At 72.3% G+C, this 24,732-nt stretch carries 21 protein-coding genes; 9 read left to right on the top strand and 12 right to left on the bottom strand.

Annotated features, from left to right (window positions below):
• Window positions 1–50: 50 nt before the first annotated feature.
• Window positions 51–659 (bottom strand): hypothetical protein, encoded by a 609-nt coding sequence (locus DEI89_RS08855; RefSeq protein WP_110903674.1) that lies wholly within the window; start codon window positions 657–659, stop codon window positions 51–53.
• 158 nt (window positions 660–817) lie between these two features.
• Here DEI89_RS08855 and DEI89_RS08850 point away from each other — a divergent pair, with 158 nt between their 5' ends.
• The 4 genes from DEI89_RS08850 to DEI89_RS08835 all read left to right on the top strand — a co-directional run bounded on the left by DEI89_RS08850 (window position 818) and on the right by DEI89_RS08835 (window position 3,011).
• On the top strand, window positions 818–1,450 hold the full coding sequence (locus DEI89_RS08850; RefSeq protein ID WP_110903673.1) for a GNAT family N-acetyltransferase: 633 nt from the start codon (window positions 818–820) through the stop codon (window positions 1,448–1,450).
• Window positions 1,451–1,518: 68 nt separating this feature from the next.
• Window positions 1,519–1,992, top strand: a complete 474-nt coding sequence (locus tag DEI89_RS08845; RefSeq protein WP_110903672.1) for a hypothetical protein — start codon at window positions 1,519–1,521, stop codon at window positions 1,990–1,992.
• A gap of 16 nt (window positions 1,993–2,008) precedes the next feature.
• Entirely contained in the window at window positions 2,009–2,641 is a 633-nt protein-coding gene (locus DEI89_RS08840) for a DUF1684 domain-containing protein (protein ID WP_110903671.1), read from the top strand.
• Between the two features lie 10 nt (window positions 2,642–2,651).
• Window positions 2,652–3,011 carry a GntR family transcriptional regulator gene (locus DEI89_RS08835; RefSeq protein ID WP_110903712.1) on the top strand — a complete coding sequence of 120 codons (360 nt, stop codon included), beginning with the start codon at window positions 2,652–2,654 and terminating at the stop codon, window positions 3,009–3,011.
• A gap of 70 nt (window positions 3,012–3,081) precedes the next feature.
• On the opposite strand, the gene DEI89_RS08830 is transcribed toward DEI89_RS08835, so the two are convergent.
• On the bottom strand, window positions 3,082–3,978 hold the full coding sequence (locus tag DEI89_RS08830; RefSeq protein WP_258368826.1) for an endo alpha-1,4 polygalactosaminidase: 897 nt from the start codon (window positions 3,976–3,978) through the stop codon (window positions 3,082–3,084).
• A gap of 409 nt (window positions 3,979–4,387) precedes the next feature.
• Between DEI89_RS08830 and DEI89_RS08825 the strand changes: the two genes are divergently transcribed.
• Together DEI89_RS08825 and DEI89_RS08820 are read left to right on the top strand one after the other, a co-directional pair.
• A complete protein-coding gene (locus tag DEI89_RS08825; protein ID WP_110903669.1) occupies window positions 4,388–6,019 on the top strand; it encodes a DEAD/DEAH box helicase in 1,632 nt (543 codons plus the stop codon).
• Window positions 6,020–6,132: 113 nt separating this feature from the next.
• The gene (locus DEI89_RS08820; RefSeq protein ID WP_110824283.1) at window positions 6,133–6,333 is read left to right on the top strand and encodes a CsbD family protein; all 201 of its coding nucleotides are present in this window, start codon (window positions 6,133–6,135) and stop codon (window positions 6,331–6,333) included.
• A 122-nt stretch (window positions 6,334–6,455) separates the two neighbouring features.
• On the opposite strand, the gene DEI89_RS08815 is transcribed toward DEI89_RS08820, so the two are convergent.
• Both DEI89_RS08815 and DEI89_RS08810 read right to left on the bottom strand, forming a co-directional pair.
• Complete coding sequence (locus DEI89_RS08815) at window positions 6,456–7,010, bottom strand: NUDIX hydrolase family protein (RefSeq protein WP_110903668.1); 555 nt, start codon at window positions 7,008–7,010, stop codon at window positions 6,456–6,458.
• 146 nt (window positions 7,011–7,156) lie between these two features.
• Entirely contained in the window at window positions 7,157–7,840 is a 684-nt protein-coding gene (locus DEI89_RS08810; protein ID WP_375537614.1) for a PadR family transcriptional regulator, read from the bottom strand.
• Between the two features lie 150 nt (window positions 7,841–7,990).
• On the opposite strand from DEI89_RS08810, the gene DEI89_RS08805 reads away from it, so the two are divergent.
• On the top strand, window positions 7,991–12,739 hold the full coding sequence (locus DEI89_RS08805; protein ID WP_110903711.1) for an ATP-dependent helicase: 4,749 nt from the start codon (window positions 7,991–7,993) through the stop codon (window positions 12,737–12,739).
• 8 nt (window positions 12,740–12,747) lie between these two features.
• Window positions 12,748–13,527 carry an Fpg/Nei family DNA glycosylase gene (locus DEI89_RS08800; RefSeq protein ID WP_110903666.1) on the top strand — a complete coding sequence of 260 codons (780 nt, stop codon included), beginning with the start codon at window positions 12,748–12,750 and terminating at the stop codon, window positions 13,525–13,527.
• Window positions 13,528–13,576: 49 nt separating this feature from the next.
• On the opposite strand, the gene DEI89_RS08795 is transcribed toward DEI89_RS08800, so the two are convergent.
• The 5 genes from DEI89_RS08795 to DEI89_RS08775 form a co-directional block, all read right to left on the bottom strand.
• On the bottom strand, window positions 13,577–14,095 hold the full coding sequence (locus DEI89_RS08795) for a hypothetical protein (RefSeq protein ID WP_110903665.1): 519 nt from the start codon (window positions 14,093–14,095) through the stop codon (window positions 13,577–13,579).
• A gap of 75 nt (window positions 14,096–14,170) precedes the next feature.
• Complete coding sequence (locus tag DEI89_RS08790) at window positions 14,171–16,243, bottom strand: glycosyl hydrolase (protein ID WP_110903664.1); 2,073 nt, start codon at window positions 16,241–16,243, stop codon at window positions 14,171–14,173.
• Entirely contained in the window at window positions 16,240–16,980 is a 741-nt protein-coding gene (locus tag DEI89_RS08785; protein WP_110903663.1) for an HlyD family secretion protein, read from the bottom strand. The genes DEI89_RS08790 and DEI89_RS08785 overlap by 4 nt, the downstream gene beginning before the upstream one ends.
• Window positions 16,977–18,977 (bottom strand): cellulose synthase catalytic subunit, encoded by a 2,001-nt coding sequence (locus DEI89_RS08780; RefSeq protein ID WP_258366180.1) that lies wholly within the window; start codon window positions 18,975–18,977, stop codon window positions 16,977–16,979. The genes DEI89_RS08785 and DEI89_RS08780 overlap by 4 nt, the downstream gene beginning before the upstream one ends.
• Window positions 18,978–19,365: 388 nt before the next feature.
• The gene (locus DEI89_RS08775; RefSeq protein ID WP_220033146.1) at window positions 19,366–20,286 is read right to left on the bottom strand and encodes a LysR family transcriptional regulator ArgP; all 921 of its coding nucleotides are present in this window, start codon (window positions 20,284–20,286) and stop codon (window positions 19,366–19,368) included.
• Window positions 20,287–20,354: 68 nt separating this feature from the next.
• Here DEI89_RS08775 and DEI89_RS08770 point away from each other — a divergent pair, with 68 nt between their 5' ends.
• Window positions 20,355–21,143, top strand: a complete 789-nt coding sequence (locus tag DEI89_RS08770; RefSeq protein WP_181421561.1) for a LysE/ArgO family amino acid transporter — start codon at window positions 20,355–20,357, stop codon at window positions 21,141–21,143.
• 230 nt (window positions 21,144–21,373) lie between these two features.
• Here the strand turns inward: DEI89_RS08770 and DEI89_RS08765 are convergent, their stop codons facing one another.
• The 3 genes from DEI89_RS08765 to DEI89_RS08755 all read right to left on the bottom strand — a co-directional run bounded on the left by DEI89_RS08765 (window position 21,374) and on the right by DEI89_RS08755 (window position 24,684).
• Window positions 21,374–22,846: an APC family permease gene (locus DEI89_RS08765; protein ID WP_110903662.1), complete on the bottom strand. Its 1,473-nt coding sequence runs from the start codon at window positions 22,844–22,846 to the stop codon at window positions 21,374–21,376.
• A gap of 107 nt (window positions 22,847–22,953) precedes the next feature.
• Window positions 22,954–23,841, bottom strand: coding sequence for a hypothetical protein (locus DEI89_RS08760; protein ID WP_110903661.1), 888 nt, complete (start codon window positions 23,839–23,841; stop codon window positions 22,954–22,956).
• Window positions 23,842–23,859: 18 nt separating this feature from the next.
• Window positions 23,860–24,684, bottom strand: a complete 825-nt coding sequence (locus tag DEI89_RS08755) for an alpha/beta fold hydrolase (protein WP_110903660.1) — start codon at window positions 24,682–24,684, stop codon at window positions 23,860–23,862.
• Between the last annotated feature and the right edge of the window lie 48 nt (window positions 24,685–24,732).

Here is a 24,732-nt window from a genome sequence, read left to right as displayed (position 1 = left end):
GCTCACTCCTCGTTCTTCGCCGTCGGTGGGACGGCGGTCGAACCGGGACGTTACGCCCGCTCGGTGGACGGCCGCAGCGTGACCAGCTCCGGACCGACGGCGAGCGCCGCGTGGACGCGCTCGACACCGAGCACGTCCGCCGACTCGGAGGCGGTCACCAGGTGTCTCGCGGCCCGCCGGAGGCCCGTCCACGCCGCGCAGGCAGCCGCCGCCTCGGGAGAGGTGTGGTCGATCCCGGTGGTCACGAGCGCGTCGACGACGGCGCCCGCCGCGAGCAGGTCCTCGACCGCGAACTCCGGCACCGCGGGCACGTCGGGGAACTCGCCGGCGTCGTCCGCCGCACCGCCACCGACGGGCTCGTCGAGGTGGCCGGCAGCGACGACCGCCACGACGCAGCGGTCGCCGCGGTCGGCCTGGAGGCGCAGCACCCGTTCCGCGACGGCCGTCACGTTCCCCAGGTGGCCGAGCACGACCTCCGGCCCGACCGGCAGCTGTGTGAGGGGCGCGCGGTGTCCCTCCGGTCCCGGTGCCGCTGCTGCTGCGGGGGTCGGGAGGACGTCGACCCAGACGAGGAGGTGCGCGTCCGCGGCGATCCGTGCCGCTCCCGCCGCACCCCAGCCGAACCGGACCTGGTACCTCCGCTGCCCTCGTTCCTGCACCCCGACACGATACCGAGACGGGAGCGGGCGCCCGCCGTCTCGTCCCGGGCGCGCGGCGGTCGCGGGATGCACCGTGCATCCTGTGTGTCTCGTGCACACGGGATGTGATGGCCCGCACGCAGCATGGGTGTCCGCGCCGGCCGGTACGATCCGATGCCATGGAGACCGACCCCGCGCCCACCCTCACCGGCGACCGCGTCACGCTCGAGCCCCTGTCGCTCGAGCACGCGGACGACCTCCGGGCAGCGGTCGCGGACGGGGACCTCTGGCGCGCCTGGTACACGTCCGTCCCCGCGCCGTCGCAGGTCGACGCCGAGATCGCTCGACGCCTGTCCGAGCAGGCCGCCGGCCGGATGGTGCCCTTCGCCGTGCGGGACCGCCCGACGGGCCGGGTCGTCGGCGCCACCACGTTCCTCGGCCTCGACCGTGAGAACCGCCGGGTCGAGGTCGGGGGGACCTTCCTCGCCGCGTCGTCACAGCGCACCGGCATCAACACCGAGGCGAAGCTGTTGCTCCTCTCGCACGCGTTCGAGACCTGGCAGTGCATCGCGGTCGAGTTCCGGACGCACTGGCACAACACCCGGTCCCGTGCGGCGATCAGTGGGCTCGGCGCGAAGCAGGACGGCATCATCCGGAACCACTCGATCGGGCGGGACGGCAGCATGCGCGACACCGTGGTGTTCTCCGTGATCCAGTCGGAGTGGCCGACCGTGCGGCTGTCGTTGTCTGAACGTCTGCGCAGCCACGACCGGGCGGAGGGCGCGCGCCGCCGCTCGGCTCGTCACGCCTGAACCCGGGCCTGCCCCTCACCGCGGAAGTGCGCGGCCGGACCCCAGCCCGTCCGCGTAGCGTCCGCCGCATGCACGTCGGTCTCCGCATCGTCCTGGACGCTCCCGTCGACGCCGTCCGGGACGCCCTCCTCCGGCCGTCCGTGATGGTCGCCGTCACGAAGCCGTTCCTCGTCTACCGCTCGCTCGACCCCGCCGGGTTCCCCGAGCACTGGACCCCGCATCAGCCGCACCCGATCAGCGCGTCGACGTTCGGCCTGGTGCCGAGTGGGTCGAGCCACGTCGACATCGACCTGCACCAGACCGACGGGGTCCCGGTCCAGGTCGACCGCGGTGGTGGCACGAGCGGCCTGTTCGCCCGGATGGACATGCGGCACCGGATGGCCGTCTCCGCGCTCCCCGACGGCCGGACCCTGTTCCGCGACCGCCTGACCTACCGCACGCGCCCCGCGCTCCTCGGCGTCGCGCTCTGGCCCGGCATGTGGGTCATCTGGCAGTGGCGGGCGTTCCGGATGCGCGCACTCGCCCCCACCTGGCGGGCGTGAGCGTACGCTCGATGACGTGACCCAGACGGAGACCGCCGACCGCGTCCGCACCGCCCTCGCCACCGCCGACTGGCGTCGCGAGACGTTCGACCTCTTCCGTCGGGTCCGGGCCACGCCCGAGCCCGAGGCGGCGCACACGCTGTGGCGCGAGGGCCGCGACGCGATGTTCGCCGGACACCCGGCCAGTCCGCTGCTCCCCGAGGACGCCGCCGGGTTCACCTCGCTCCCCTTCCCGGCGTACGACCCCGCCTGGCGCTTCCACGTCCGGATCGAGGAGGCCGAGCCACGGGTGCTCGACGTCGAGACCGGCACCGACGGCATCGTGCACTTCGACCGACTCGGCGTGGTGCAGGTCCCCGGCGTGGGCTCGCTCGACGTCTGGGCGCACGGCGGGTACGCGGGCGGGCTGTTCGTCCCCGTGAAGGACGCGAGCGCCGGCAAGCCGGGCGGCACGTACGGCGGCGGGCGCTACCTCATCGACACCATCAAGGGCTCGGACCTGGGTGGCGACGACGGCGTGCTGGTCCTCGACTTCAACTTCGCGTACAACCCGTCGTGCGCGTACGACCCGGCGTGGGCGTGCCCGCTCGCGCCTCCCGGCAACACCCTGCCCGTGGCGGTCCCCGTCGGCGAGCGGTACGGCTCCTAGGGTGGACCGCATGTCGGGATTCGTCGCGATCGACGCCGGTGGCCGCGTGCCGCCCTTCGAACAGGTCCGCTCGCAGCTCGCCGCCCAGATCGCCGCCGGGTACCTGGTCGACGGCGAGCGCCTGCCCAGCGTCCGCGGACTGGCCGCCGAACTCGGGCTCGCCGCCGGGACGGTCGCGAAGGCCTACCAGCTGCTCGAGGAAGCGGGGCTCGTGCAGACCGCGCGCGGCGCGGGGACCCGGGTGGTGCGCCCCGCCGCCGTTCCCGACTCGGTGACGCACGCCGCGGCCGCCCTGGTCACGGCCGCCCGCGAGGCCGGTCTGTCGGCTGACCAGACGGCGGCCGCGCTGCACGACGCCTGGCCCGCGTAGCCCCGCACACCACCGCATCCGCGCTGGACACGAGGCCTTCCCCGGGCGCCCGGGGGCCGTCCGGGTCCGCTCAGCAGTGGCGGAAGACGTACCCGTCCTCGCCGGCAGCGACGAGTTCCCGGTCGCGGAGGATCGTCATCCGCGGGCGGTCGGTCGTCGCGCAGACGGCGGACCACTTCCCCTGCAGCGTGTCCGCGTACTCGACGTCGATCACCCGCGCCCCGTACACGTCCGTGTAGGCGGCGCACTCGTCGTACTGCACGCACTCCTCGGCGACGGCGAAGTCGAACCCGGTGCGCTCCCGCCCGGCGACGCCGAGTTGCGGGGTGTTCTTCTGTGCGGCGGCCAGGCCGTGCTGGTGGGCGACCCGGACGAGCGACGTCGCCAGTGCGAGGTTCCCCGAGCGGGTCAGACGTCCACCGGAGCGGGTCCACGAGTCCAGGTTGTCGAACTCGACGGCGTCGAACCCGCGATCGGCGCACCGGGCGATCGACCGCGTCAACACCGAGGTGATCGTGGCCCGGGCGTTCGCGGTCCGGGTGTCGAGGATGAGCTCGTCCGGCCAGCCCGGGTCGATGACGGGCTTGCCGGCCGCCGTGCGGAGGACCGCTCCCGGGTGCTCGGACAGCCAGGAGGCCCGGTCCTCCGGCTGCGTCTGGAACCCGTTGACGTAACAGATGCCGTACACGTCGGCAGCGGGCTTCTCCGTGCTGTCCCGCTCGACGATCGTCACCCCGTCGGGTGGCGTGTACGACCCGCCGAGCTGGTAGTCGGGGATGCCGCCGGTGGGCAGTGCACGTGCGGCGACGTCGACACCTGCGGTCGCGCCTCCCGTCCCGGCGTCGTCGACGGTGCGGTGCGCGCCGGGCGTGGTGTCCGCGCCGCCGGTACCGGCGGCGCAGCCCGTCAAGCCGGTGACGGCGACTGCGAGCAGGGCGGTGGTGACGAGGGACCTGCGGGAGAGCACGAGGCATCCTCGCACGTCGTCGTGACCCGCTCGTGCCACCGTGCAGGAGGCCGCATCGCCACGCTCGACGCGAACACCCCTCCCGTTCCGACGCCCGAGCCCGCTATGCTGGGACCACTCGAGGCACCGATCGCCTCGTGCGTCGTACGGACGCCCCCGAAACCTCCCGGTGTCCCGCACGAGTCCACGTGACTCCCGCGGAACCGACACCGATGTGTATCGTGCACCACCCTCGCCCCGGAACCCGTCCGGTGGCGCAGATCCCGGTGCCAGGCTCTCTGCTGCGGCGACAGCACCCGCACTCCAGCGCCGACGTCCTCCCGGACCCGGACCGCTGAGCGGATGCGCTCCCGCCCGCGCCGGCCTCGACCGCGCGCCCTTCCGGCCCTCACGGGCCCGAGAGGTCACCATGACCACCCAGAACACCACCCAGAGTGCTGACAGCACCGACGTCCGGTTCGCCGACCTCGGTGTCCCCACGCCGATGGTCGACGTCCTCGTCGCCCAGGGCAAGGAGAACGCCTTCCCGATCCAGGTCGACACCCTGCCCGACTCCCTCAAGGGCAAGGACGTGCTCGGCCGCGGCCGCACGGGTTCCGGCAAGACGATCGCCTTCGCGATCCCCCTCGCCGCCCGTCTCGCCGCGTCGGCCCGCAACCGTCGCGCCGGTCGCCCCCGCGCCCTCGTGCTCGCACCGACCCGCGAGCTCGCGACGCAGATCGACGCGACCCTCGCCCCCCTCGCCAAGGCGATGGGCCTGAACACGACGACCATCTTCGGTGGTGTGGGTCAGGGCCGTCAGGTCGAGGCACTGAACCGCGGCGTCGACATCGTCGTGGCCTGCCCGGGCCGCCTGGCGGACCTCATGCAGCAGGGCCACGTGCACCTGGACGCCATCGAGGTCACCGTCCTCGACGAGGCCGACCACATGGCGGACATGGGCTTCCTGCCCGGCGTCACCAAGATCATGCAGGCGACCCCGGTCAAGGGCCAGCGTCTGCTGTTCTCCGCCACGCTCGACAACGGCGTGGACAAGCTCGTCAAGAAGTTCCTGCACGACCCGGTGATGCACTCGGTCGACGACGAGAACAGCCCCGTCGAGGCGATGACCCACCACCTCTTCGAGGTCGCGGACGCCGACGCCAAGAAGGACCTGGTCAAGGCCCTCGCCTCCGGCACCGGCCGTCGCATCCTCTTCATGCGCACGAAGCACCACGCCAAGCGCCTCGCCAAGCAGCTCTCCAGCCAGGGCATCCCGGCCGTCGACCTGCAGGGCAACCTGTCGCAGGGTGCCCGCGAGCGGAACCTCGCCCGGTTCTCCTCCGGCGACGCGCTGGTCCTCGTCGCGACCGACGTGGCCGCCCGCGGTGTGCACGTCGACGCCGTCGAGCTCGTCGTGCACGTCGACCCGCCGACCGAGCACAAGGCGTACCTGCACCGCTCCGGCCGCACCGCCCGTGCCGGTTCGTCAGGTGACGTCGTCACCGTGACGATGCCCGCCGAGCGTCGCGACGTCGCGCAGATGATGCGTGCCGCCGCGATCAAGGTCACCCCGCAGCACGTCACCGCGACCTCCGCGGCCGTCACCGAGCTCGTCGGCGAGGTCGCCCCGTACCGCGAGGACACCACCCCGGCGCCCCAGCAGCAGCAGCCGCGCCGCCAGTCGTCCGGTGACGCCGCCGGCCAGGGCCGTGGCCGCTCGCGTGGTCGTGGCGCCCCCGCCGGTGGCACCGGTGGCCGGTCTGGAGGCTCGTCCTCCGCCGGTCGTTCCGCCGCCGGTTCCGAGTCGACCGGTTCCGGCGCACGCCGTGGCGGTCGCGCCGAGGGCGCCGGTCGTGACGACCGTCGTGGCGCCTCGGCCGGTCAGCGTGGCGGTGCCCCGCGCCGTGCCGGTTCCGACACCACCCGCGGTGGCTCGGCGTCGGTCTGGTCCTCGGACGGCGGCTACAGCGCCGGCCGTGCCCCGCGCGACGACGCTGCTCCCGCAGGCCGTCGTGGTGGCTCGCGCCGCGCCTCCCGTCCGGCCGGCTCCGGCCGCTGACCCCGGTCCTGGACGCTTCCTCCGAAGCGCGCGGATCGCGCGCGTACGGTTCTGGTCACCGGCGGGTGCGCGAGCAGCCGTCGGGGAACTTTCCGTTGTCGAGAGGAGCGCACATGGCTGGGATCGAAGACATCAAGAACGCCGCTGAGAAGGCGGCTGGCAAGGCCAAGGAAGGCTTCGGCAACGCCACGGACAACGACCGCCTGAAGGCCGAGGGTCAGACCGACCAGGGCAAGGCCTCGGCCAAGCAGGGCGTCACGGACGTGAAGGACGCAGCCCACGGCGTCGCTGACAGCTTCAAGAACGACAAGTAACGAAGCCGGTCTCGTACCACGCTGCGAAGCCCCCGGATCCGATCGGATCCGGGGGCTTCGTCGTTCGTGGGCTTCGTCGTTCATGGGCTTCGTCGTTCATGGGCCCGGACGCGTCCCAGCGGTCAGTGCAGCGCGCCGACCGAGGCGAGGCCGGCGCGGAGGAGCGTGCCGCGACCGCCCTCCATCTCGTCCGCGACAGCGTCGGACGCGGCCTCCATCGGGCTCATCCAGGTGAGCTCGAGGGCGTCCTGCCGCGGCTCGCACGTCCCGGTGACGGGGACGACGTACGCCAGGGAGATCGCGTGCTGCCGCTCGTCCGTGTAGACCGAGGCTCCGGGCAGCGGGAAGTACTCGGCGACCGTGAAGGGGTTCGGGCTCGCCGGCAGCTGCGGGAACGCCATCGGCCCGAGGTCCTTCTCGAGGTGGCGGAACAGTGCGGTGCGGATCGACTCGCCGTACATCACGCGGCCGGAGACCAGCGTCCGGGCGATCGACCCGCTCGGCGACACCCGCAGCAGCACCCCGACCTCGGTCACGACCCCGAGGCCGTCCAGGCGCACCGGCACCGCCTCGACGTAGGTGATCGGGAGACGACGGCGGACGGACGCGAGCTCCTCGTCCGACAGCCAGCCGGAGCCGGAGTCGGGATCGGGATCGGGGGTGCGCAGCGAGGACATGCACCGTTCCTACCAGGCCCGGTCGCGGAAACGGCCCCCGGCGCGGCTTCTGTGGACACCGACCGCTCGCGACGAACGGACGGGAGGCCTGTTGCCAGCTGGCAACGAGCCTCCCGCCCGGACTGTGGTGCTGCGGTGCGGACCGCTCAGTCGCTGAGGACCTGGAGCAGGTCGCGGCGCAGGCCGTCGATCTTCTCGGTGGCGGCCTTCGTCTGCTCCTCGGTCGCGCTCGTGCGGAACACGTGGACCACGCCCACGAGCTTCCGGAGGGCCTCGAAGAACTCGCGCTGCGAGTCCGGCATGCCGGGCGTGGACTCCCACGCGGCGGCGATCTCGTCGGCCTTGGCCTCGGCCTCGGCCCGACCGGCGTCGGTGAGCTCGAACAGGGTCTTCCGACCGTCGCCCGTGGAGACCACGAGCTCTTCGTCGACGAGCTGCTGGAGCGTCGGGTAGACCGAGCCGGGACTGGGCTTCCAGGCGCCGCCGGTGCGCTCGGCGATCGTCTTGATGACGGCGTAGCCGTTCTGCGGGCCCTCGGCGAGGAGCCCGAGGATGGCGAGGCGGACGTCGCCGCGGCGACGGCGCTCGCGGCCGGGGCCGAAGCCCGGACCGAAGCCGCCGCCGAACCCGGGGCCGAAGCCCGGTCCGCCGAACCCCGGGCCGCCGAAGCCGGGACCGAAGCCCCGGCCACCGCGGCCGTGTTCGTGGTCACCGTGGTCACGGCCGGGGAACCCGGCACCGTGGTGCTGTCGGGCGCTGCCGAAGCGCGGCCCGCGGGAGCCGCGACCGAAGGGGTCGCGGGGGGACGTGGAACTGTTCTCGTCGTTCATGGGGCGCATGACGACTCCTTTCGTGAAGTTGGTTCGCGATGGGTCCAAGACCGCTCGCGATGCTGTAACGATAGATCGTTGGTGTTCTCGTTGTCAAGCATCGATCCGCATGGCCTCCTGTCGGTGGTCAGGAGCAGGATGGAGCGGACCATGACGGACGTCTTCGAGCGCTTCTCCCCCGCCACCGCCGAGTGGTTCCGAGGGGCCTTCCGCGAACCGACGGCTGCGCAGGCCGGGGCGTGGGACGCCATCTCCACCGGGCAGCACGCTCTGGTCATCGCCCCGACGGGCTCCGGCAAGACCCTGGCTTCGTTCCTGTGGTCGATCGACCGGCTGATCTCGGCGTCGGACACCCCGCCCGCCAAGCAGCGCACCCGGGTGCTCTACGTCTCACCGCTCAAGGCGCTCGGCGTCGACGTCGAGCGGAACCTGCGCTCGCCGCTCGTCGGGATCACCCAGACGGCCAAGCGGCTCGGCCTCGAACCGCCGGACGTCACCGTCGGCGTGCGGAGCGGTGACACCCCCTCGTCCGACCGACAGAAGCTGCTCCGACTGCCACCGGACATCCTCATCACCACGCCCGAGTCCCTCTACCTGATGCTGACGTCGAAGGCGCGCGAGACCCTGGTGAACGTCGACACGGTCATCGTGGACGAGGTGCACGCGGTCGCGGCGTCGAAGCGCGGCGCCCACCTCGCCGTCTCCCTCGAGCGCCTCGACGACCTGCTCGAGAAGCCCGTGCAGCGCATCGGGTTGTCGGCGACGGTCCGCCCCGCCGAAGAGGTCGCCCGGTTCCTCGGCGGTCGAGCTCCCGTGCAGATCATCGCCCCGCCCGCGCAGAAGACCTTCGACCTGCGCGTGGTCGTGCCGGTCGACGACATGACCGAACTCGGCGCACCGCCGGTCGGGGCGGACGCGACCTCCGGGCCGACGAACGGGTCGATCTGGCCGCACGTCGAGGAATCCGTCGTCGACCTGGTCGAACAGCACCGGGCGACGATCGTCTTCGCCAACTCCCGGCGGCTCGCCGAACGGCTGACCGCTCGACTCAACGAGATCCACGAGGAACGGGCCCTGGCCGCAGCCGGCGACGGGGTCCTGGTCCCCGCGGGGGTCGTGCCCGAGGACGACGACCTGCCCGCTGCCCGACCAGCGGCGCGACCGGCCCCGACGCGTCCGCCCGCGCAGTTGATCGGTGGGTCCGGCCAGACCGACGGCGGTGGCTCCGACCGGACCGTCCCGGTGCTCGCCCGTGCGCACCACGGCTCGGTGTCGAAGGACCAGCGCGCGATCATCGAGGACGACCTGAAGTCCGGGCGACTCCGATGTGTGGTGGCCACCAGTTCGCTCGAACTCGGCATCGACATGGGCGAGGTCGACCTCGTCATCCAGGTGGAGGCACCACCCTCGGTGGCGAGCGGCCTGCAACGCGTCGGCCGTGCCGGGCACCAGGTCGGCGAGATCTCGCGCGGCGTGCTCTTCCCGAAGCACCGGGCCGACCTGGTCAACAGCGCCGTGACCGTCGAGCGGATGGTCGCAGGGCAGATCGAGTCGATCTCCGTCCCCGCGAACCCGCTCGACGTCCTCGCGCAGCACACCGTCGCCGCCGGGGCCATCGACACCGTCGACGTCGAGCACTGGTTCGAGCTCGTCCGCCGCAGTGCCCCGTTCAGCAGCCTGCCCCGGTCGGCGTTCGAGGCCACGCTCGACCTGGTCACCGGCCGCTACCCGAGCGACGAGTTCGCCGAACTCCGGCCGCGCCTGGTCTGGGACCGCGTGCACGGCACCCTCACCGGACGTCCCGGGGCCCAGCGCCTGGCGGTGACGAGCGGCGGCACGATCCCGGACCGCGGCATGTTCGGCGTCTTCATGGTCGGTGAACGGGCCTCCCGCGTCGGTGAACTCGACGAGGAGATGGTCTACGAGTCCCGCGTCGGCGACGTCTTCGCCCTCGGTGCCACCAGCTGGCGGATCGAGGAGATCACCCACGACCGGGTCCTGGTCAGCCCCGCGTTCGGACAGCCCGGCCGGGTGCCGTTCTGGAAGGGCGACGGGTTGGGACGACCGGCCGAGCTCGGTCGCGCCACCGGTGCCTTCGTCCGTGAAGTGGAGTCCGCGTCCGACGAGGACGCCCGCAGCCGCGTCGCCGCCGGCGGGCTGGACGAGCGTGCCGTGACGAACCTCATCACCTTCCTCCGCGACCAGCGCGCCGCCACCGGGCACGTGCCGAGCGACACCACGCTCGTCGTCGAGCGCTTCCGCGACGAACTCGGCGACTGGCGGCTCATCCTGCACTCCCCCTACGGCATGACCGTGCACGCGCCATGGGCCCTCGCGGTCGCTGCCCGACTGCGCGAGCGGCACGGGATCGACGGCGGCGCCATGGCCGCGGACGACGGCATCGTCGTGCGGATCCCGGAGACGGACGCCGAGCCTCCCGGGGCGGAACTGTTCGTCTTCGAGCGCGACGACCTCGAGACGATCGTCACCGACGAGGTCGGCGGTTCCGCGCTGTTCGCCGCACGCTTCCGCGAGTGCGCGGCCCGCGCACTCCTGCTCCCCCGCCGTGACCCCGGACGCCGATCACCGCTCTGGCAGCAGCGGCAGCGGGCGTCCCAGCTGCTCGAGGTGGCGCAGAAGTACCCGACGTTCCCGATCCTGCTCGAGACCGTGCGCGAAGTGCTGCAGGACGTGTACGACGTCCCCGCCCTCCTCGGCATCGCGGACGAGATCGCCCGACGACGGATCCGCCTGGTCGAGAGCGAGACCGAGCAGCCCTCGCCCTTCGCCCGCACCCTGCTGTTCGGGTACGTCGCCGCGTTCATGTACGAGGGCGACTCCCCGCTCGCCGAACGCCGGGCCGCCGCACTGTCGCTCGACTCGACCCTGCTCAGCGAACTGCTCGGTCGCGCGGAACTCCGTGAGCTCCTCGACCCGGCCGTCATCGACAGCGTCGAACGCGACCTGCAGCGACTCTCCCCGGACCGCCGCGCCCGCGATGTCGAGGGCATGGTCGACGTGCTGCGGCTCGTCGGTGCGCTGGACCTCGACGAGCTGGTCGACCGGAGCTGGCTGGCCGAGGCCACCGACCGGGCCGACGCCCATGCAACGCTCCGGACGGCGCTCGGAGGACTCGAGCGCGACCGTCGGGTCCTGGCGTTCTCGCACGCCGGGGCCACGCGCTGGGCCGTGATCGAGGACGCCTCCCGGCTCCGCGACGCCCTCGGGGTGCCGCTGCCGATCGGCGTGCCCACCGCCTTCGTCGAGCCGGTCGCGGACCCGCTCGGGGACCTGGTCGGCCGGTACGCCCGCAGCCACGGCCCGTTCGGCGCGCACGAGGCCGCAACACGCCTCGGCCTCGGCGTCGCCGTCGTGCAGGACACGCTGCGCCGACTGACCGCCGACCGTCGCCTGGTCGAGGGCGAGTTCCGCCCGGACCGCCAGGGCGCCGAGTGGTGCGACTCCGAGGTGCTCCGGCGTATCCGCACGAAGTCGCTCGCGGCACTCCGGCACGAGGTCGAGCCGGTCGCCCCGGACGCTTTGGCCCGCTTCCTGCCCGCCTGGCAGCACGTCCGCGTGCCCGGTGCGCGCGGCGGCCTGCGCGGCATCGACGGCGTGCTGCAGGTCGTCGACCAGCTCTCCGGGGTCGCCCTGCCGGCGAGTTCGTGGGAGTCGCTCGTGCTGCCCTCCCGCGTCTCCGACTACGCCCCGAGCATGCTCGACGAGCTGACCGCCACCGGCGAGGTGCTCTGGTCCGGCGGCGGCACCCTGCCCGGCAACGACGGCTGGGTCCGGCTGCACCTCGCGGAGACCGCCGCGACCACCCTCGCCGAGGCCGCGGGAGACGAGACCACCGAGCTGCAGCGGGACGTCCTCGGCGCCCTCGCCGGCGGCGGCGCGTACTTCTTCCGGCAGCTCGGCCAGGCCGTCGGCAGCACCGACGACTCCGCCCTGACCACCGCGCTGTGGGACCTGGTCTGGGCCGGCCAGATCACCAACGACACGTTCGCGCCACTCCGGGCGATGCTCGGCGGCAAGGCCCGGTCCTCCAGCGCGCCGCGCACCCGCGCCTACCGGGGGCGGCGCCGCCCGACGCTGCCGACGCAGTCCGGTCCGCCGAACGTCGGCGGACGCTGGTCGTTGCTGCCGCTCGCCGAACCCGACGCCACCGTCCGGGCGGCGGCGACCGCCGAACTGCTGTTGGAGCGGTACGGCGTCGTCACCCGTGGTGCCGTCCAGGTCGAGGGCGTCCGGGGCGGCTTCGCCGGGGTCTACCGCGTCCTGGCGAAGTTCGAGGAGTCCGGCCGCGCCCGACGCGGGTACTTCGTCGAGGGGCTCGGCGCCGCGCAGTTCGCCACCGGGCCGACCGTCGACCGCCTCCGCACGTACGCCCGTGACCTGGACGACGAGGAGCGCGCCGACCCCGACCGGGCACGCGAAGCCCTGACGCTGTCCGCCACCGACCCGGCGAACCCCTTCGGTGCGGCCCTGCCATGGCCGCACGACGCCGCAGCGGTCGACCCCGACGACCCCACCGCAGCCGACCCCGCGGCAGCCGGTGTCGGGCCGGTCGCACAGACCAGCGTGAGCACCGCCGCCGCGAAGGGCGGTGCCCGCGGGCACCGTCCGGGTCGCAAGGCCGGTGCGCTCGTCGTGCTCGTCGACGGGCGGCTGGCCGTCTACGTCGAGCGCGGCGGCAAGAGCGTGTTGACCTTCACGGAGGACCCGGCCGACCTGGCGGCAGCCGCCACGTCGATCGCGGCGACCGTCCGGAGCGGGCTCGGCAAGCTGTCCGTCGAACGGGTCGACGGGGTCTTCGTGCTCGAGGCCCCGCTCGGCGACGCCCTCCGCACCGCCGGCTTCACCGCCACCCCGCAAGGGCTGCGACTCCGTGCTTGAGGTGGACCGTGCCTGAGGGCGACACCGTCTTCCGCGCCGCGGCACGGCTGCACACCGCGCTGGCCGGCAAGGTCCTCACTCGCAGCGACTTCCGGGTGCCGGCGTTCGCCACGCTCGACCTGGTCGGCCGCACCGTGGACGAAGTCGTCCCGCGCGGCAAGCACCTGCTGCACCGGATCGGCGATCTGACCGTGCACTCGCACCTCAAGATGGAGGGTCGGTGGGACGTCTACGCTCCCGGTGAGCGCTGGCGACGGCCGGCGTTCCAGGCACGGGTCGTCCTCGACGCCGCCGACGTCTCGACCGTGGGCTTCACCCTCGGTGTCCTCGAGGTCGTGCCGCGCGACCGGGAGTCCGAGGTCGTCGGGCACCTCGGACCGGACCTGCTCGGGCCGGACTGGGACCCCGACGTCGCCCTCGCGAACCTCACCGCGGAGCCGGACCGGCCCGTCGGGCTGGCGCTCCTCGACCAGCGGGTGATGGCGGGGCTCGGCAACGTCTACCGGAACGAGCTCTGCTTCCTGCGGGGCGTGCTGCCCACCCGGCCGGTCAGCGAGGTGCGGGACCCGGCGCGGATGGTGACCATGGCCTCCCGGCTGATCGTCGCGAACCGCGACCGGAGCAACCGGGTGACCACGGGCGTCGACCGGCCGGGACAGCGTTTCTGGGTCTACAACCGAGCCGGCAAGCCGTGCCTGCGCTGCGGGACCCGGGTGCGGTCCGGGGATCTGGGCGAGTCGGAACTCACCCTGCGGGACACCTACTGGTGCCCGCGCTGCCAGACCTGAGCCGGGCCGGACGGAGCAGCCCGGTCCGGCCCGGGCCCCCGGCGGTGGGTCAGTGGTCGACGGCCTCGACGATGCAGCTCTGGACCTGCTTCGCGGCGTCCGAGGTCTCGGAGAAGTCGGACGGCGCGGCGGTCGCGGTGCTCTCGTCGGCAACGACGTCCTCGGCGACCTTGTTCACCGGCACGACCATGCCGTCGAAGTCCTCAGCGGTGGGGTCGGACTCGGTGCCGAAGATCGCGACCTCGTCGTCGTTGGGGTCATCGCTCTGGTTCGGGGCGACCGAGACGCCGAGGTACCAGCCGGCATCGCCCTTCGTGACGCTCGCGACGTCCGTGTTGTCGTGCGGCCCCACCGCCTTGTCCACAGCGTCGACGGCAGCGCTCGAGGCGACCTGGCACGGGGCGCTGTTGCGCTGACCCGGGTCCGTGCGGGCGGCGGACTCCTCCGAGCCCGGGACTTTCGCCACGGGGTCGCCGTTCTGGGCGCCGGCGTTCGAGCAGCCGCCGAGCAGCATGCCGATGGTGGCGAGGCCGACGAGGGTGGCAGTGGTCTTCGCGCGCATGGTCATGGCGTGGACGGTAGGCGGACGCAGGTGTGCCGGAGCCCAGGAGTGCGTCCTGTGGCTCCGGCACACCGACTCGCGCTACTCGTGCGACATGATCCAGGCGAGCAGGTACGACCGGGTGTTGCCGGTGTCGATGTCCTCCGCCGGCAGGTCCCGGGCGACGGCGAGCGCCGCCTTCGCCTGACTGCCGGACGCCAGCGCCCGGTACATGAGCAGGTAGTCACCGAACTGCACCGCGTAGTCGCCCTCCGGGACGGCTTCGTCGAGCACCTTCCCGATCTGCTGCTTGCCGCCGGCGGCCACGTAGTCCGCGGCGACGGCGGGCATCGGGATGAGCTCGATGCCGGCCGGTGCCGCCGGGTCCGCGCTGAACCAGGTGGCGTGGTCGCGCTTGCCGCCCCAGTTCAGGGAGACGACGGTGTGCTGGAACCCGGGGAACGTGCGCAGGTCCGGGTCGAGGACATCGCGCCGCGCTGATGCAGCCTCGTTCGCCAGCAGCCAGTCGCCGAGTCGTTCGGTGGCTCGGGAGCCGGAGACCTGTCCCCAGCGGGCGAGCCCGTTCCAGGCCGACACCGCCTCGGACGACGACTCCTGGTTGTTCCCGTCCGCGAACGGCGAGTACCCGGAGGCCCAGGAGTGCTGTGCGTACGGGTCGTACACGCGGAGCTCCGGGAACGACTTCGTCGCCTCGGGGGACGCGATGTCATCCGCCACCAGGTCGAGGACCGGCTTCCACTTCACGACGAGGTCGTCCGACCCGTCCGCCACGATGGCGGCTGCGGACAGCAGGTACCCGTAGTGGAAGTGGTGGTCGTTGAACTCGTCCGAGCCGAACGAGGGCGCCTGTCCGACGAGCCCCTTCACGGTGTCGTCGTAGGCGAAGCACCGGGTGCCGCTGACGCCACACCCGTCGGGGTCGGTCCACTGGTCGATCTGCGCGACGAGTTGCTGCTTGAGGCCGGCGGCGACGTCGTCCAGGTCGAGCTGTGTGGCGAGCCGGTACAGGTTCGCGACCCGGTACAGGTCCTTGCCGCCGCCGTAGCTGTCGGCGCCGAAGGACGCCTCGGACACCCCGCCGGCGTCCGCACGGACCTGTGCGACGAGGGTGGCACGCTGCGCCGACGTCAGGCCGGACAGGTCGAGCCGGTCCGCGGCCGGGAGGCTCGGTGCCGCGATCCGCAGCACTTCACCGGTGCAGACGGGTGCGTCCCCGGTGATGGTCGCGTAGTGCAGTCCGGTGCAGCTGAGGCCCGTGGTCCCCTGGCCGGGTTGCGGCACGATGAGGGTCTTCCCCCTCGCGGCGGTGCGGTATCCGAGCGCGGTCCGCTGCTCGCCGTCGGACGCGGTGCCGGTGGACGAACGGGCCATCGTGACCTCGGTCAGGGGCGACGCGGCGGCCACGGACAGCGCTCTGACCTGCTTCGCGGTGGCGTCGTCCGGCACTGGGAAGAGCACGACCGAGCCGCCGGCGGCGAGGCGGATGCCACTGCCGCTGACGTCACCGGTGGTGACGACGCCCCAGGTGCGGCCGTCGGCGGTGATGGTGCCCGTCGTCGTGCCGTCCGGACCGTCGGTCGTGTCGGAGACCGTCCCCGTGGCGGTGACGGACTGCGCGGTCTCCGCGGTGTACGAGACGAGGGGTGAGCCCTGCGCGAGCACGGTGTGGCCGAGGACGGTGGAGCCCTTCCGGTGCTCGACCGTGACGGACACCTGGTCGTACGCGGACACCAGGGTGCGGTCCGAACCGAGGTCCAGGCCGACCTGCTGCACGGCACCGCCGGCGATCGTCTTCTCGGTCGCGCTGACGACGGGCAGGCCGGCGGCGAACCCGTCGTCGGTCACCTGCCACGAGATCGGTGTCGGGAAGACGGGCTGTGGCGCTGGGCCGTGGACGAGGCCGGAGAACCACCGGTTCGTGGGCGGGACCAGGCCGTCGGCGAGACGCATCGTGCCCGCGGTGGTCTTCGTGACCGAGCCGAGCGCCTCGACGGCCCGCTGCTGGGCCGCACCGTCCACGGAGGGTGACGCCATCCCGGTGGCCCGGTCGGAGCCTCCCGTCCCGGTCTCACCGCCGGTGCCGGTGCAGGCGGTGAGCACGAGTGCTGACGCGGCCACCAGGGCGACGGCGCCGACGCGGAACCGCACCGTCACAGGCCGATCTGCCGGAGGAAGTCGCGGAAGCCGTCGGTGACGCCTGACAGACGACCGTCGTCGCGGAGGTGCAGGGTCGCATCAACGGGCGTGCCCGGGCTGGTGACACCGGAGGACGGCGAGGCCGACAGCTCCGGACTCTCCACCGACACGGTCGTCTTCGCCTGGCCGTCACCGTCGGTGACGACGCTGACGTTCTTGACCTTGCCCTCGAGCGAGCGGTCGTTCGGCAGGAGCAGGTCCACGGTCGCGCCGTCGGCGATCCGTCCGTAGTCGCGGGCGCTGACGAGGAACTCCGACGTCACGAACAGGCTCTGGGACTTGTGGATGGTCCCCAGCTCGGAACCGGCCTGGACGTAGCCGCCGGCCTTCACGTCGAGCTTCGCGACGGTGCCGGAGACCTCGGCCTTGAACGTGATGAGGCCGTCCGGGGCGATCTCGTAGGCGCTCGTCTTCGTGTTCGCGCCGACGACGCCCTTCCGGATGTCCTGGGCGAGCTGCAGGCTCTGGACCTGCATCAGCTTCTCGCCCTCCTGGACGGTGTCGCCCTCTTCGACGTACTCCTCGGTGACGGTCCCGCCGTAGTCGGTGCCGACGGCGTACTCCTGCGCGGTGATCGCGGCCGAGGTGCTGGCGACGGCGCTCTGCCGCTGGTTGAAGACGAGCGTGCACGCCGCCACGATGACGAGCACCACGAGGATGCCGCCGTACAGACGGAGTCGGTTGGTCCAGGTCACGAGGCGACCTCCACGGGGGTCGGGGTGCCGGAGGCGGCACTCGCGGTGATCACGTCGCGTGCGGGCTGCAGCGAGTCGGGTCGGACCACCTGGGTCCGGAGGGCCGGTGCGGGCTCGAGCCCGGCAGCGGCGGCGAGCACGAGCACCGGCGCGGTGTCGGCGTCGCGCTCCTGGCGGGCCGCCCGACGGTTCGCCGACTGCTCACGGAACGCGGTGATGATGAACGCGCCGAAGATGAGCGAGTTCGTGATGTTCCACGCGGTCGCCAGGGTCAGTTGTCCGTTCGAGACGTCACGCCAGATCGCGACGACGCTCGTCAGGGACAGGAACACGAAGACGAGCACCTGGGGCACGATGAAGTTGAACGGTGACGGCGCCCGGCCTCGACCGGCTCCGGTGACGTGCCACGCCTGCTCCTTCCCGCAGAGGACGTTCCACAGCGCACGTGCGTAGATCGGGAACGACACCGCCGCGAGCAGCAGCGTCTCGTAGCGGAACGACCCGAGCGCGTAGAACGCCAGGACGACCTGCATGAGGTAGAAGCCCAGGTAGAAGAGCACCCACTCGCCCACGCCGATCGACATGTTCATCGGTCGGAGGTCGAAGAAGATCTCGAGCGGCGGGACGAGCAGCAGCAGTCCGGGCACGATGCCGGTCAGGTAGAAGCTCGCCGTCACGAAGTACTGCAGGCGCTGGTCCATCGTCAGCTTGCGCTTCGGGTTGAACGGGAAGTGCGTGAGCAGGATCTCGAACCCGCCGGTCGCCCAGCGGAGCTGCTGCTTGCTGTACGCCTCGATCGTCTCGGGGGCGTCACCGACCGCGAGGGTCATCGGGATGAAGACCGACTTCCAGCCGCGCTCGTGCAGGTGCAGGCTCGTCCAGACGTCCTCGGACTTCGAGTCGGTGTGGATGCCACCGACGTCGTCGATCGCGGCGCGACGGAAGATGACGTTCGTGCCGACGCAGAAGGCCGCGTTGAAGCGGTTCCGGCCGGGCTGGATGAAGCGGTAGAACACCGTCTGCATGTAGCCGGCGCCGCGGGAGACGAGGTTGTGCAGGTTGCCGTAGGTCTGCGGCGTCTGCACGAACGCGATCGACCCGTCCGCGAAGAACGGCACGGTCTCGAACAGGAAGTCCTTGCCGGGGACGAAGTCAGCGTCGAACACCGCGAAGTAGTCGCCCTTCGCCAGGGTCAGGGCGTGGTTGATGTTGCCCGCCTTCGCGCCGTTCGAGGACAGGCGCCGGACGTACCGCGCGCCGAGGCGGTCCGCCAGGGCCCGCACGTCGTCGCTCCGGCCGTCGTCGAGGATCCAGGTGCGGTGCTCGCCGCGCATCGCGACTGCGGCGGCGACGGTGGCCGCGATCTTCGTCAGCTCCTCGCCGTAGACCGTGATGAACACGTCGACGACGACACGCTTGCCACGGACCCGCATCGGCCACAGGTGGCTGCGGTTCGTGAGCCCCTCGCGGTCGATCTCGTCCAGGTCGAACATCGTGTCCTGGGTGTTGTGGAACGCGAAGTCGCGGGGGTCCGAGCCACCGGACAGGATCGTCCACATCGACAGCAGCGACTGCCCGACGAGGACGCTCTCCGCCACGATGACCAGGCCGTAGGGCAGGAAGTCGCCGCGGTTCGCGGGGTTGAGGAGGAACACCGCGTAGGTGACGACGCCGAGCGTCGCCAGCAGCACGATCAGCACCATCACCGGGCTGTGGGCCCGGGTGTCGGCGCGGGACCGACCGGTGGCGGCGGTGCCGGTCAGGCGCTGGAGCTGCTCGCGGTCGTCACGGCCGCGCTCGTCACGGTCGCGCTGCTCGCCGACACGGCGGACGGAGCGGCGGGTGGCGCCACGGCCGCGGGGGTCGGACGCCGCTCCGGTGCCGGGTCGCTCGCCGCCCCGCTCGCTCGCGGGGACGTCGATGACGACCTGTTCGGCCGGGTCGTTCGGGGGTTCTGGGGTCGTCCGGGGTCGCCGGACGTCCGTGGGTGCGGACATGCGCGTTCTCCTGTCGGGTGTCGGAGATGTCGTCCGTCGGGCCCACGGGGGCATGACAGACGACGGTGTCGGCGACGGTGGCGACAGGACCCGGACGCGGTGGTCCGGCGCGGACGGAGGCTAGGGTTCCTCGTCCGTGGCACGGTGCCCGCCGAGGGTGCGGCGTGCACCGGAGCGGTCCGCCCTCGGGAGACGGGACCGGTGTTCGGTGTGTGTTCGGATGTGTGCCGACGACCCGTGCCGTCGGTGGAGTGATCGTACGTCACGGTCCGTGCTCCCCATGTGACGATCGCGTGAACACGCCCCCTGAGCAGGGGTCAGGGGCCTGTCCCCCGGCGGGCCGTGCGTTCTGGGGACAGTCACAGGCGGGCGGCGCGCCCACGCCCGGTCACCCCGGCTGGTGCAGCCGTTCCGCAGCAACCGTGCGCACGGCATCGGTCACGCGTTCGAGCAGCGGCGACGCCAGGTTCCACCGCTGCCACCAGAGCGCCACGTCCGCCCGGCGCCCGGGCGTGAGCTCGACCAAGTCGCCCCGCTCGAGCGCCTCGAGACACTGCGCTTCGGGCAGCAACCCCCACCCGAAGCCGAGCTGTACCGCCCGGGCGAAGTCCGCCGAGTTCGGGACGAAGTGCCGCGGACCCCGGGGAGCGTGCCCGAGCACCCGCCGGAGGAACCCCTGCTGCAGGTCGTCGTCACGGTCGTAGTCCACGAGCGGCACACGGTCGAGACGGGTCGTCATCCGCCGCTCGGTGTCCGCACCGTCGAGGTACCGCCGGACGAACGACGGCGCGGCGACGGCCCGGTACCGGTCCACCCCGAGCGGGACGGACGAGCAGCCCTGCACCGGCTCCGCCTCGGCTGTGACCGCCGCCATCACCGTGCCGGCACGGAGGAGCTCGGCGGTGCGGTCCTGGTCCTCGCGGTGCAGGTCGAAGACCACCTCGGTGTCGTCCCGGACGATCGCGAGGGCGTCGAGGAACCACGTCGCGAGCGAGTCCGCGTTCACCGCCAACGGGATCGACGGTGTCCGACCGGGGACGTCGGAGTCGGGGACGTCCAGGGCACGCGAGGTCTCCTCGTCGAGCAGCCGCACCTGTCGCGCGTGCCGGAGGACGACCTCGCCGTCGGGCGTCGGCACGATCGGCGTGGTCCGCTGCAGCAGCACCCGGCCGACGAGCTGCTCCATCGCCTTCACCCGCTGCGACACCGCCGACGGGGTGATCGACAGCTCCCGGGCGGCGGCGTCGAAGGTCCCCGCGTCGACGGCGGCCAGGAGGGTCTCGAGGTGGTCACGGTGGAACTGCACCATCAGCGCAGCTTACGGCGCACCAGGAACCTGAGCTGGCCTGCAGCTCGAGCACGGCCTACGGTTCCCCTGTGACCACGCCGCTCGACGCCCTGCTCCCCGCCCTCTCCGGCCTGGGCACCGGGCTGGCCCTCATCGTCGCGATCGGCGTCCAGAACACCTACCTGCTGCGGCTCGCGGTGAGCGCACGACTGGCGGTGGTCGCCGTCGCCGTCGCGGTGTGTGCACTGTCGGACGCGGCGCTCATCATCGCCGGCGTGCTCGGCGTCGGGGCCGTCGTCGAGCGGGTGCCGGCAGCACTGCTGGTCATCCGCTTCGTCGGGGCGGCGTTCCTGCTGACGTACGGGGTGCTCGCGGCCCGACGGGCGCTGCGGCCCTCGGGCGAGGCCATCCGTCTCGACGAGCGGGCCGCCGAGGACGGGGTGCCCGTCGTGACGGGTGCGGGCCGTGGGACCGATGGTCTGGAGGCTGCACCGACGTCACGGGGTGCGGGCGCGCCTCCCGGCCGGGCCGGCATGGGCGACCGGCGTCCGGGCGAGTGGCGTCCGGGCGGCGACCACGGTGGACCGACGATGCGTGCCGCGGTCCTGACCATGCTCGTCTTCACATGGGCGAACCCGCACGTGTACCTGGACACCCTGGTGTTCCTCGGGTCGGTCGCGAACCAGCAGGGTGTCGACGACCGCTGGTGGTGGACCGTGGGAGCGGTGGCGGCGAGCTGCCTGTGGTTCGGTGCGCTCGGTTTCGGCGGCCGACTGCTGCGGCCGCTGTTCGCGCGACCGATGACCTGGCGGGTCTTCGACGCCCTGGTCGCCGTCGTGATGCTGGCCTTCGGGTCGGCGCTGCTCCTCGGCGCCTGAGGGCTGGCCCGCCCGGCGTCACCCGGCCGGCTGGCGTCTGGCGTCACCCGGCCGGCGTCGTCTGGCGTCACCCGGCCGGCGTCGTCTGGCGTCACCCGGCCGATATCGTCCGGCGTCGCACAACAGAAGACGGCTCGCGCCACTGGATCCGGTGGCGCGAGCCGTCTTCTGTTGTGCTGATCCGAACGGTACCGCGGGGCGCGGGGCGTACCGCGCGGCGGCGACGGTGGTTACTCGCGCATGGCCTTGCCGACGCGGCTGTTGCGGCGGCTGTAGCCGAAGTAGATCACGAAGCCGATGACCAGCCAGATGACGAACCGGATCCAGGTCTCGACCTCGAGGTTGAGCATCAGCCAGAAGCAGAGCACCGCGGACAGGATCGGGATCACGGGTGACCACGGCACCCGGAAGGCGCGAGGTGCGTCGGGGCGGGACTTCCGGAGCACGATGATGCCGATCGACACGAGCACGAAGGCCGACAGCGTGCCGATGTTGATCAGGCCCTCGAGCTTCTCGACCGGCGTGAACCCGGCGAGCACCGCCACCACGATCCCGGCGATGAGCTGCACCCGGACGGGTGTCTGCGTCTTCGGGTTCGTGACCGAGAACCAGCGGGGCAGCAGCCCGTCGCGGCTCATCGAGAAGACGATTCGGGACAGGCCGAGGAGCAGCACCATGACGACGGTGGTCAGGCCGATGAGCGACCCGATGGCGATGATGCCGGCGGCCCACGGTAGTCCGACGATGTCGAAGGCCGAGGCCAGGGACGGAGCGTCCTCCTGCGCGAGCTGCTTGTACGACACCATGCCCGTGATGACGATGCTCACGCCGACGTAGAGCAGCGTCACGATGCCGAGCCCGATGAAGATGCCGCGGGGCAGGGTCTTCTGGGGGTTCTCGGTCTCCTCGGCGCTGGTGGCGACGACGTCGAAGCCGATGAACGCGAAGAACACCAGCGATGCCGCGGCGAGCAGCCCGAAGACGCCGTACTGCGCCGGCTCGGACCCGGTGGCGAAGGACACGAGCGACTGGGTCCAGACGCTGCCCTCGGCGCCCTTCGTCGGCTCGGCAGCGGGGATGAACGGCGTGAAGTTCGCGGCCTTGACGAAGAAGGCGCCGACCACGATGACGAACAGGACGATCGCGACCTTGATGACCGTGATGACGGCCGAGACCCGGCTGGACAGTCGGGTGCCGAACGCCAGCAGCGCGGTGAACACGCCGACGATGAGCACCGGGCCCCAGGTGAAGCCGATCGGGCCGATCGCGATGGTGCTCGGCACCGTGATGCCGAACACGTCGAACGCGGTGCTGAGGTAGATGCCCCAGTACTTCGCGATGACGGCGCTGGCGGTCAGGGTCTCGAGGATGAGGTCCCACCCCACGATCCAGGCGAGCAACTCGCCCATCGTCGCGTAGGTGAACGTGTAGGCGGAGCCGGCGACGGGGATCGTCGAGGCGAACTCGGCATAGCACATGATCGCCAGGCCGCACGTGACGGCAGCGAGCAGGAACGACACGATGACGCCCGGGCCGGCGAAGTTCGCGGCGGCGTTCGCACCGACCGAGAAGATGCCGGCACCCACCGCGACGGCGATGCCCATCGCGGCGATGTCGAACGTCCCCAGGGAGCGCTTGAGCGAGCGCCCCTTCTCGTCGGCGTCGGCGAGCGACGCCTCGATGGACTTGGTGCGGAGGGCCATGGGACTTTCCCGTCATCGGAGCAGGCGGACCACGGAAGGGTAGTGGTATACCGCACGATGGTGCAACCGCAGGTCCTGCGACCCGTCAGGGCCGGTCGCGGGTCCGGTCAGACCGCCGAGTCGGAACGTCCCTCGCGCCAGGCACGGAGGAACCGGGCGCCGGCCTCGTCGTGGATGACCCCCTCCGGCGCGGTGAGCACCGCGTACGGCGTCTCGGGCACCCCGTCAGCCGGTCGGACGTCGACGTGCGCGACCCGGTGCCCGTTCGCGTGCAGCCAGTCGGCCATCGCGTAGTCGCTCCGGGAGTCGCCCACCGTGCGCCACTCGAGCGGCAGGGCACCGTCCTCGGCCAGGAGCTCCAGCGCACGCTCGGCCCCGAGGTCCTTGCCGCTGCGGTCGGACTCGATGTCGGTCGAGATGATGGTCGGGTCGACGCGCCAGTCCACGGCTCCCCGATCGTCCGGCCGGACGTCGTCCAGGCGACGGACGCCGAGCCCGCGACGCTCGAGCGCGGCCATCGCCTGGGCGTCGAAGTCGGGCTGCCGGGCCAGGTACGCCGCGTTGTCGACGTCCACCAGCTGCTCGATCGACACCATCGCGTGCTTCGTCTCGTCGAAGAACACCAGGTCGGCGTACTCGTCGTGGACGAGCCCACGCATCTCGTCGGCGAAGTCCCGCGGCAGCGCCAGGTCCTCGGCGACGGTCAGGTCACCCATGCCGTCCGGGAACTGCGGGCCGATCGAGCACCAGACGGCGCCCTTCTCGCACACCGCGTGCACCCGGCCGCCCGCCGCGAGACCGCCGGCGAGGAGCGGGCCGACGACCTGCTCCCGGATGAAGGCGTCGCTGCGGCCGGTGTTGAACACCACGGGGATGCCCTCGGCCGCCAGGGCGACGAGGTCCTCGACGATGCTCGGGATCGCGATGGTCCGCGAGAGCGGGCTGGCGATCGGGCCGTCGACGTCGAGCAGGAGTCCGAGGCGGGGTGCGTTCACCCGTCCATCCTGGCCCAGTCAGTGCGGGTCGGGACTGGGTTGAGCCTGGAGGAAATCGTCGACCGTGCTCCGCAGCACCGCGGGGTCCGGCACGTGCCCCTGTCCCTCGAGCACCACGGACGTGGAGCCCGGCACGGTCTCGACCACGGCGCGGGCGGCCGCCCGTGTCCAGGTCGGGCCGCTGGTCCCCGCGGCGACGAGCACCGGGATGCCCACCGCGGCGAGCGCCCGCTCCGGCACCACGAGCCCGCTGAGCACGCGGACGTCGCGGCCGAGGACACCGGCGTCAGCGAGCAGCGCCTTCCACAGCTTCGGTTTGAGGGGCACGGCGGAGACCTGGAGCATCGGGACGCCGAGCACCCGGGTGAGGTAGGCACGGACCGCGGCGGCTCGACGCCCGCCGGCGATCATCTCGTCGAGGCGGTCGGCGAACAGGACGTCGTCGGCGTGCGCGTCGACGCTCGCGCGGTACGGCGGTTCGTAGAGGACGGCCCGGCCGACCGGGACCCCGGTGGCGACGGCGTGCAGGACGACGGCGGCACCGACGCAGATGCCGAGCAGGTCGACGGGGGCGCCGACGTCGGCGACCACGGCGGCCAGGTCCTCGATCTCACGCGTGACGGACCACGGTCGGGTGTCGCCGCTCGCGCCGCGTCCGCGCCGGTCGTAGGTGACGACCCGGTAGCGGTCGGAGAACGCGGCGACCACTCCGTCCACGAACGGTGTGCCCCGGTGGTCGAAGGCCCCGCCCACGACCACGAGCGCGGGCCCGTCGCCGCTCGACGAGACCGCGATCCGGGTGCCGTCCGCAGACAGCACCGATCGGTCAGCGGTGGTCGTCATGGGCGTCCTCGTTCGGTCTCGACGGCGAGTGGCGCGTCCCCGGTCGTG

The sequence above is a fragment of the Curtobacterium sp. MCBD17_030 genome (assembly GCF_003224255.1).
Taxonomy (GTDB): domain Bacteria; phylum Actinomycetota; class Actinomycetes; order Actinomycetales; family Microbacteriaceae; genus Curtobacterium.
The sequence above is the reverse complement of the archived record's forward strand: the minus strand, read 5'-3'. Positions and strand labels throughout refer to the sequence as shown.

What these genes read in the sequence shown, in the direction of transcription:
- DEI89_RS08795 (WP_110903665.1), bottom strand. Translation starts at nt 14,095, where the DNA reads ATGACCATGCGCGCGAAGACCACTGCCACCCTCGTCGGCCTCGCCACC.
- DEI89_RS08755 (WP_110903660.1), bottom strand. Translation starts at nt 24,684, where the DNA reads ATGACGACCACCGCTGACCGATCGGTGCTGTCTGCGGACGGCACCCGG.
- DEI89_RS08820 (WP_110824283.1), top strand. Translation starts at nt 6,133, where the DNA reads ATGGCTGGGATCGAAGACATCAAGAACGCCGCTGAGAAGGCGGCTGGC.
- DEI89_RS08765 (WP_110903662.1), bottom strand. Translation starts at nt 22,846, where the DNA reads ATGGCCCTCCGCACCAAGTCCATCGAGGCGTCGCTCGCCGACGCCGAC.
- DEI89_RS08825 (WP_110903669.1), top strand. Translation starts at nt 4,388, where the DNA reads ATGACCACCCAGAACACCACCCAGAGTGCTGACAGCACCGACGTCCGG.
- DEI89_RS08805 (WP_110903711.1), top strand. Translation starts at nt 7,991, where the DNA reads ATGACGGACGTCTTCGAGCGCTTCTCCCCCGCCACCGCCGAGTGGTTC.
- DEI89_RS08780 (WP_258366180.1), bottom strand. Translation starts at nt 18,977, where the DNA reads ATGTCCGCACCCACGGACGTCCGGCGACCCCGGACGACCCCAGAACCC.
- DEI89_RS08810 (WP_375537614.1), bottom strand. Translation starts at nt 7,840, where the DNA reads ATGAACGACGAGAACAGTTCCACGTCCCCCCGCGACCCCTTCGGTCGC.
- DEI89_RS08845 (WP_110903672.1), top strand. Translation starts at nt 1,519, where the DNA reads ATGCACGTCGGTCTCCGCATCGTCCTGGACGCTCCCGTCGACGCCGTC.
- DEI89_RS08835 (WP_110903712.1), top strand. Translation starts at nt 2,652, where the DNA reads ATGTCGGGATTCGTCGCGATCGACGCCGGTGGCCGCGTGCCGCCCTTC.
- DEI89_RS08775 (WP_220033146.1), bottom strand. Translation starts at nt 20,286, where the DNA reads ATGGTGCAGTTCCACCGTGACCACCTCGAGACCCTCCTGGCCGCCGTC.
- DEI89_RS08850 (WP_110903673.1), top strand. Translation starts at nt 818, where the DNA reads ATGGAGACCGACCCCGCGCCCACCCTCACCGGCGACCGCGTCACGCTC.
- DEI89_RS08815 (WP_110903668.1), bottom strand. Translation starts at nt 7,010, where the DNA reads ATGTCCTCGCTGCGCACCCCCGATCCCGATCCCGACTCCGGCTCCGGC.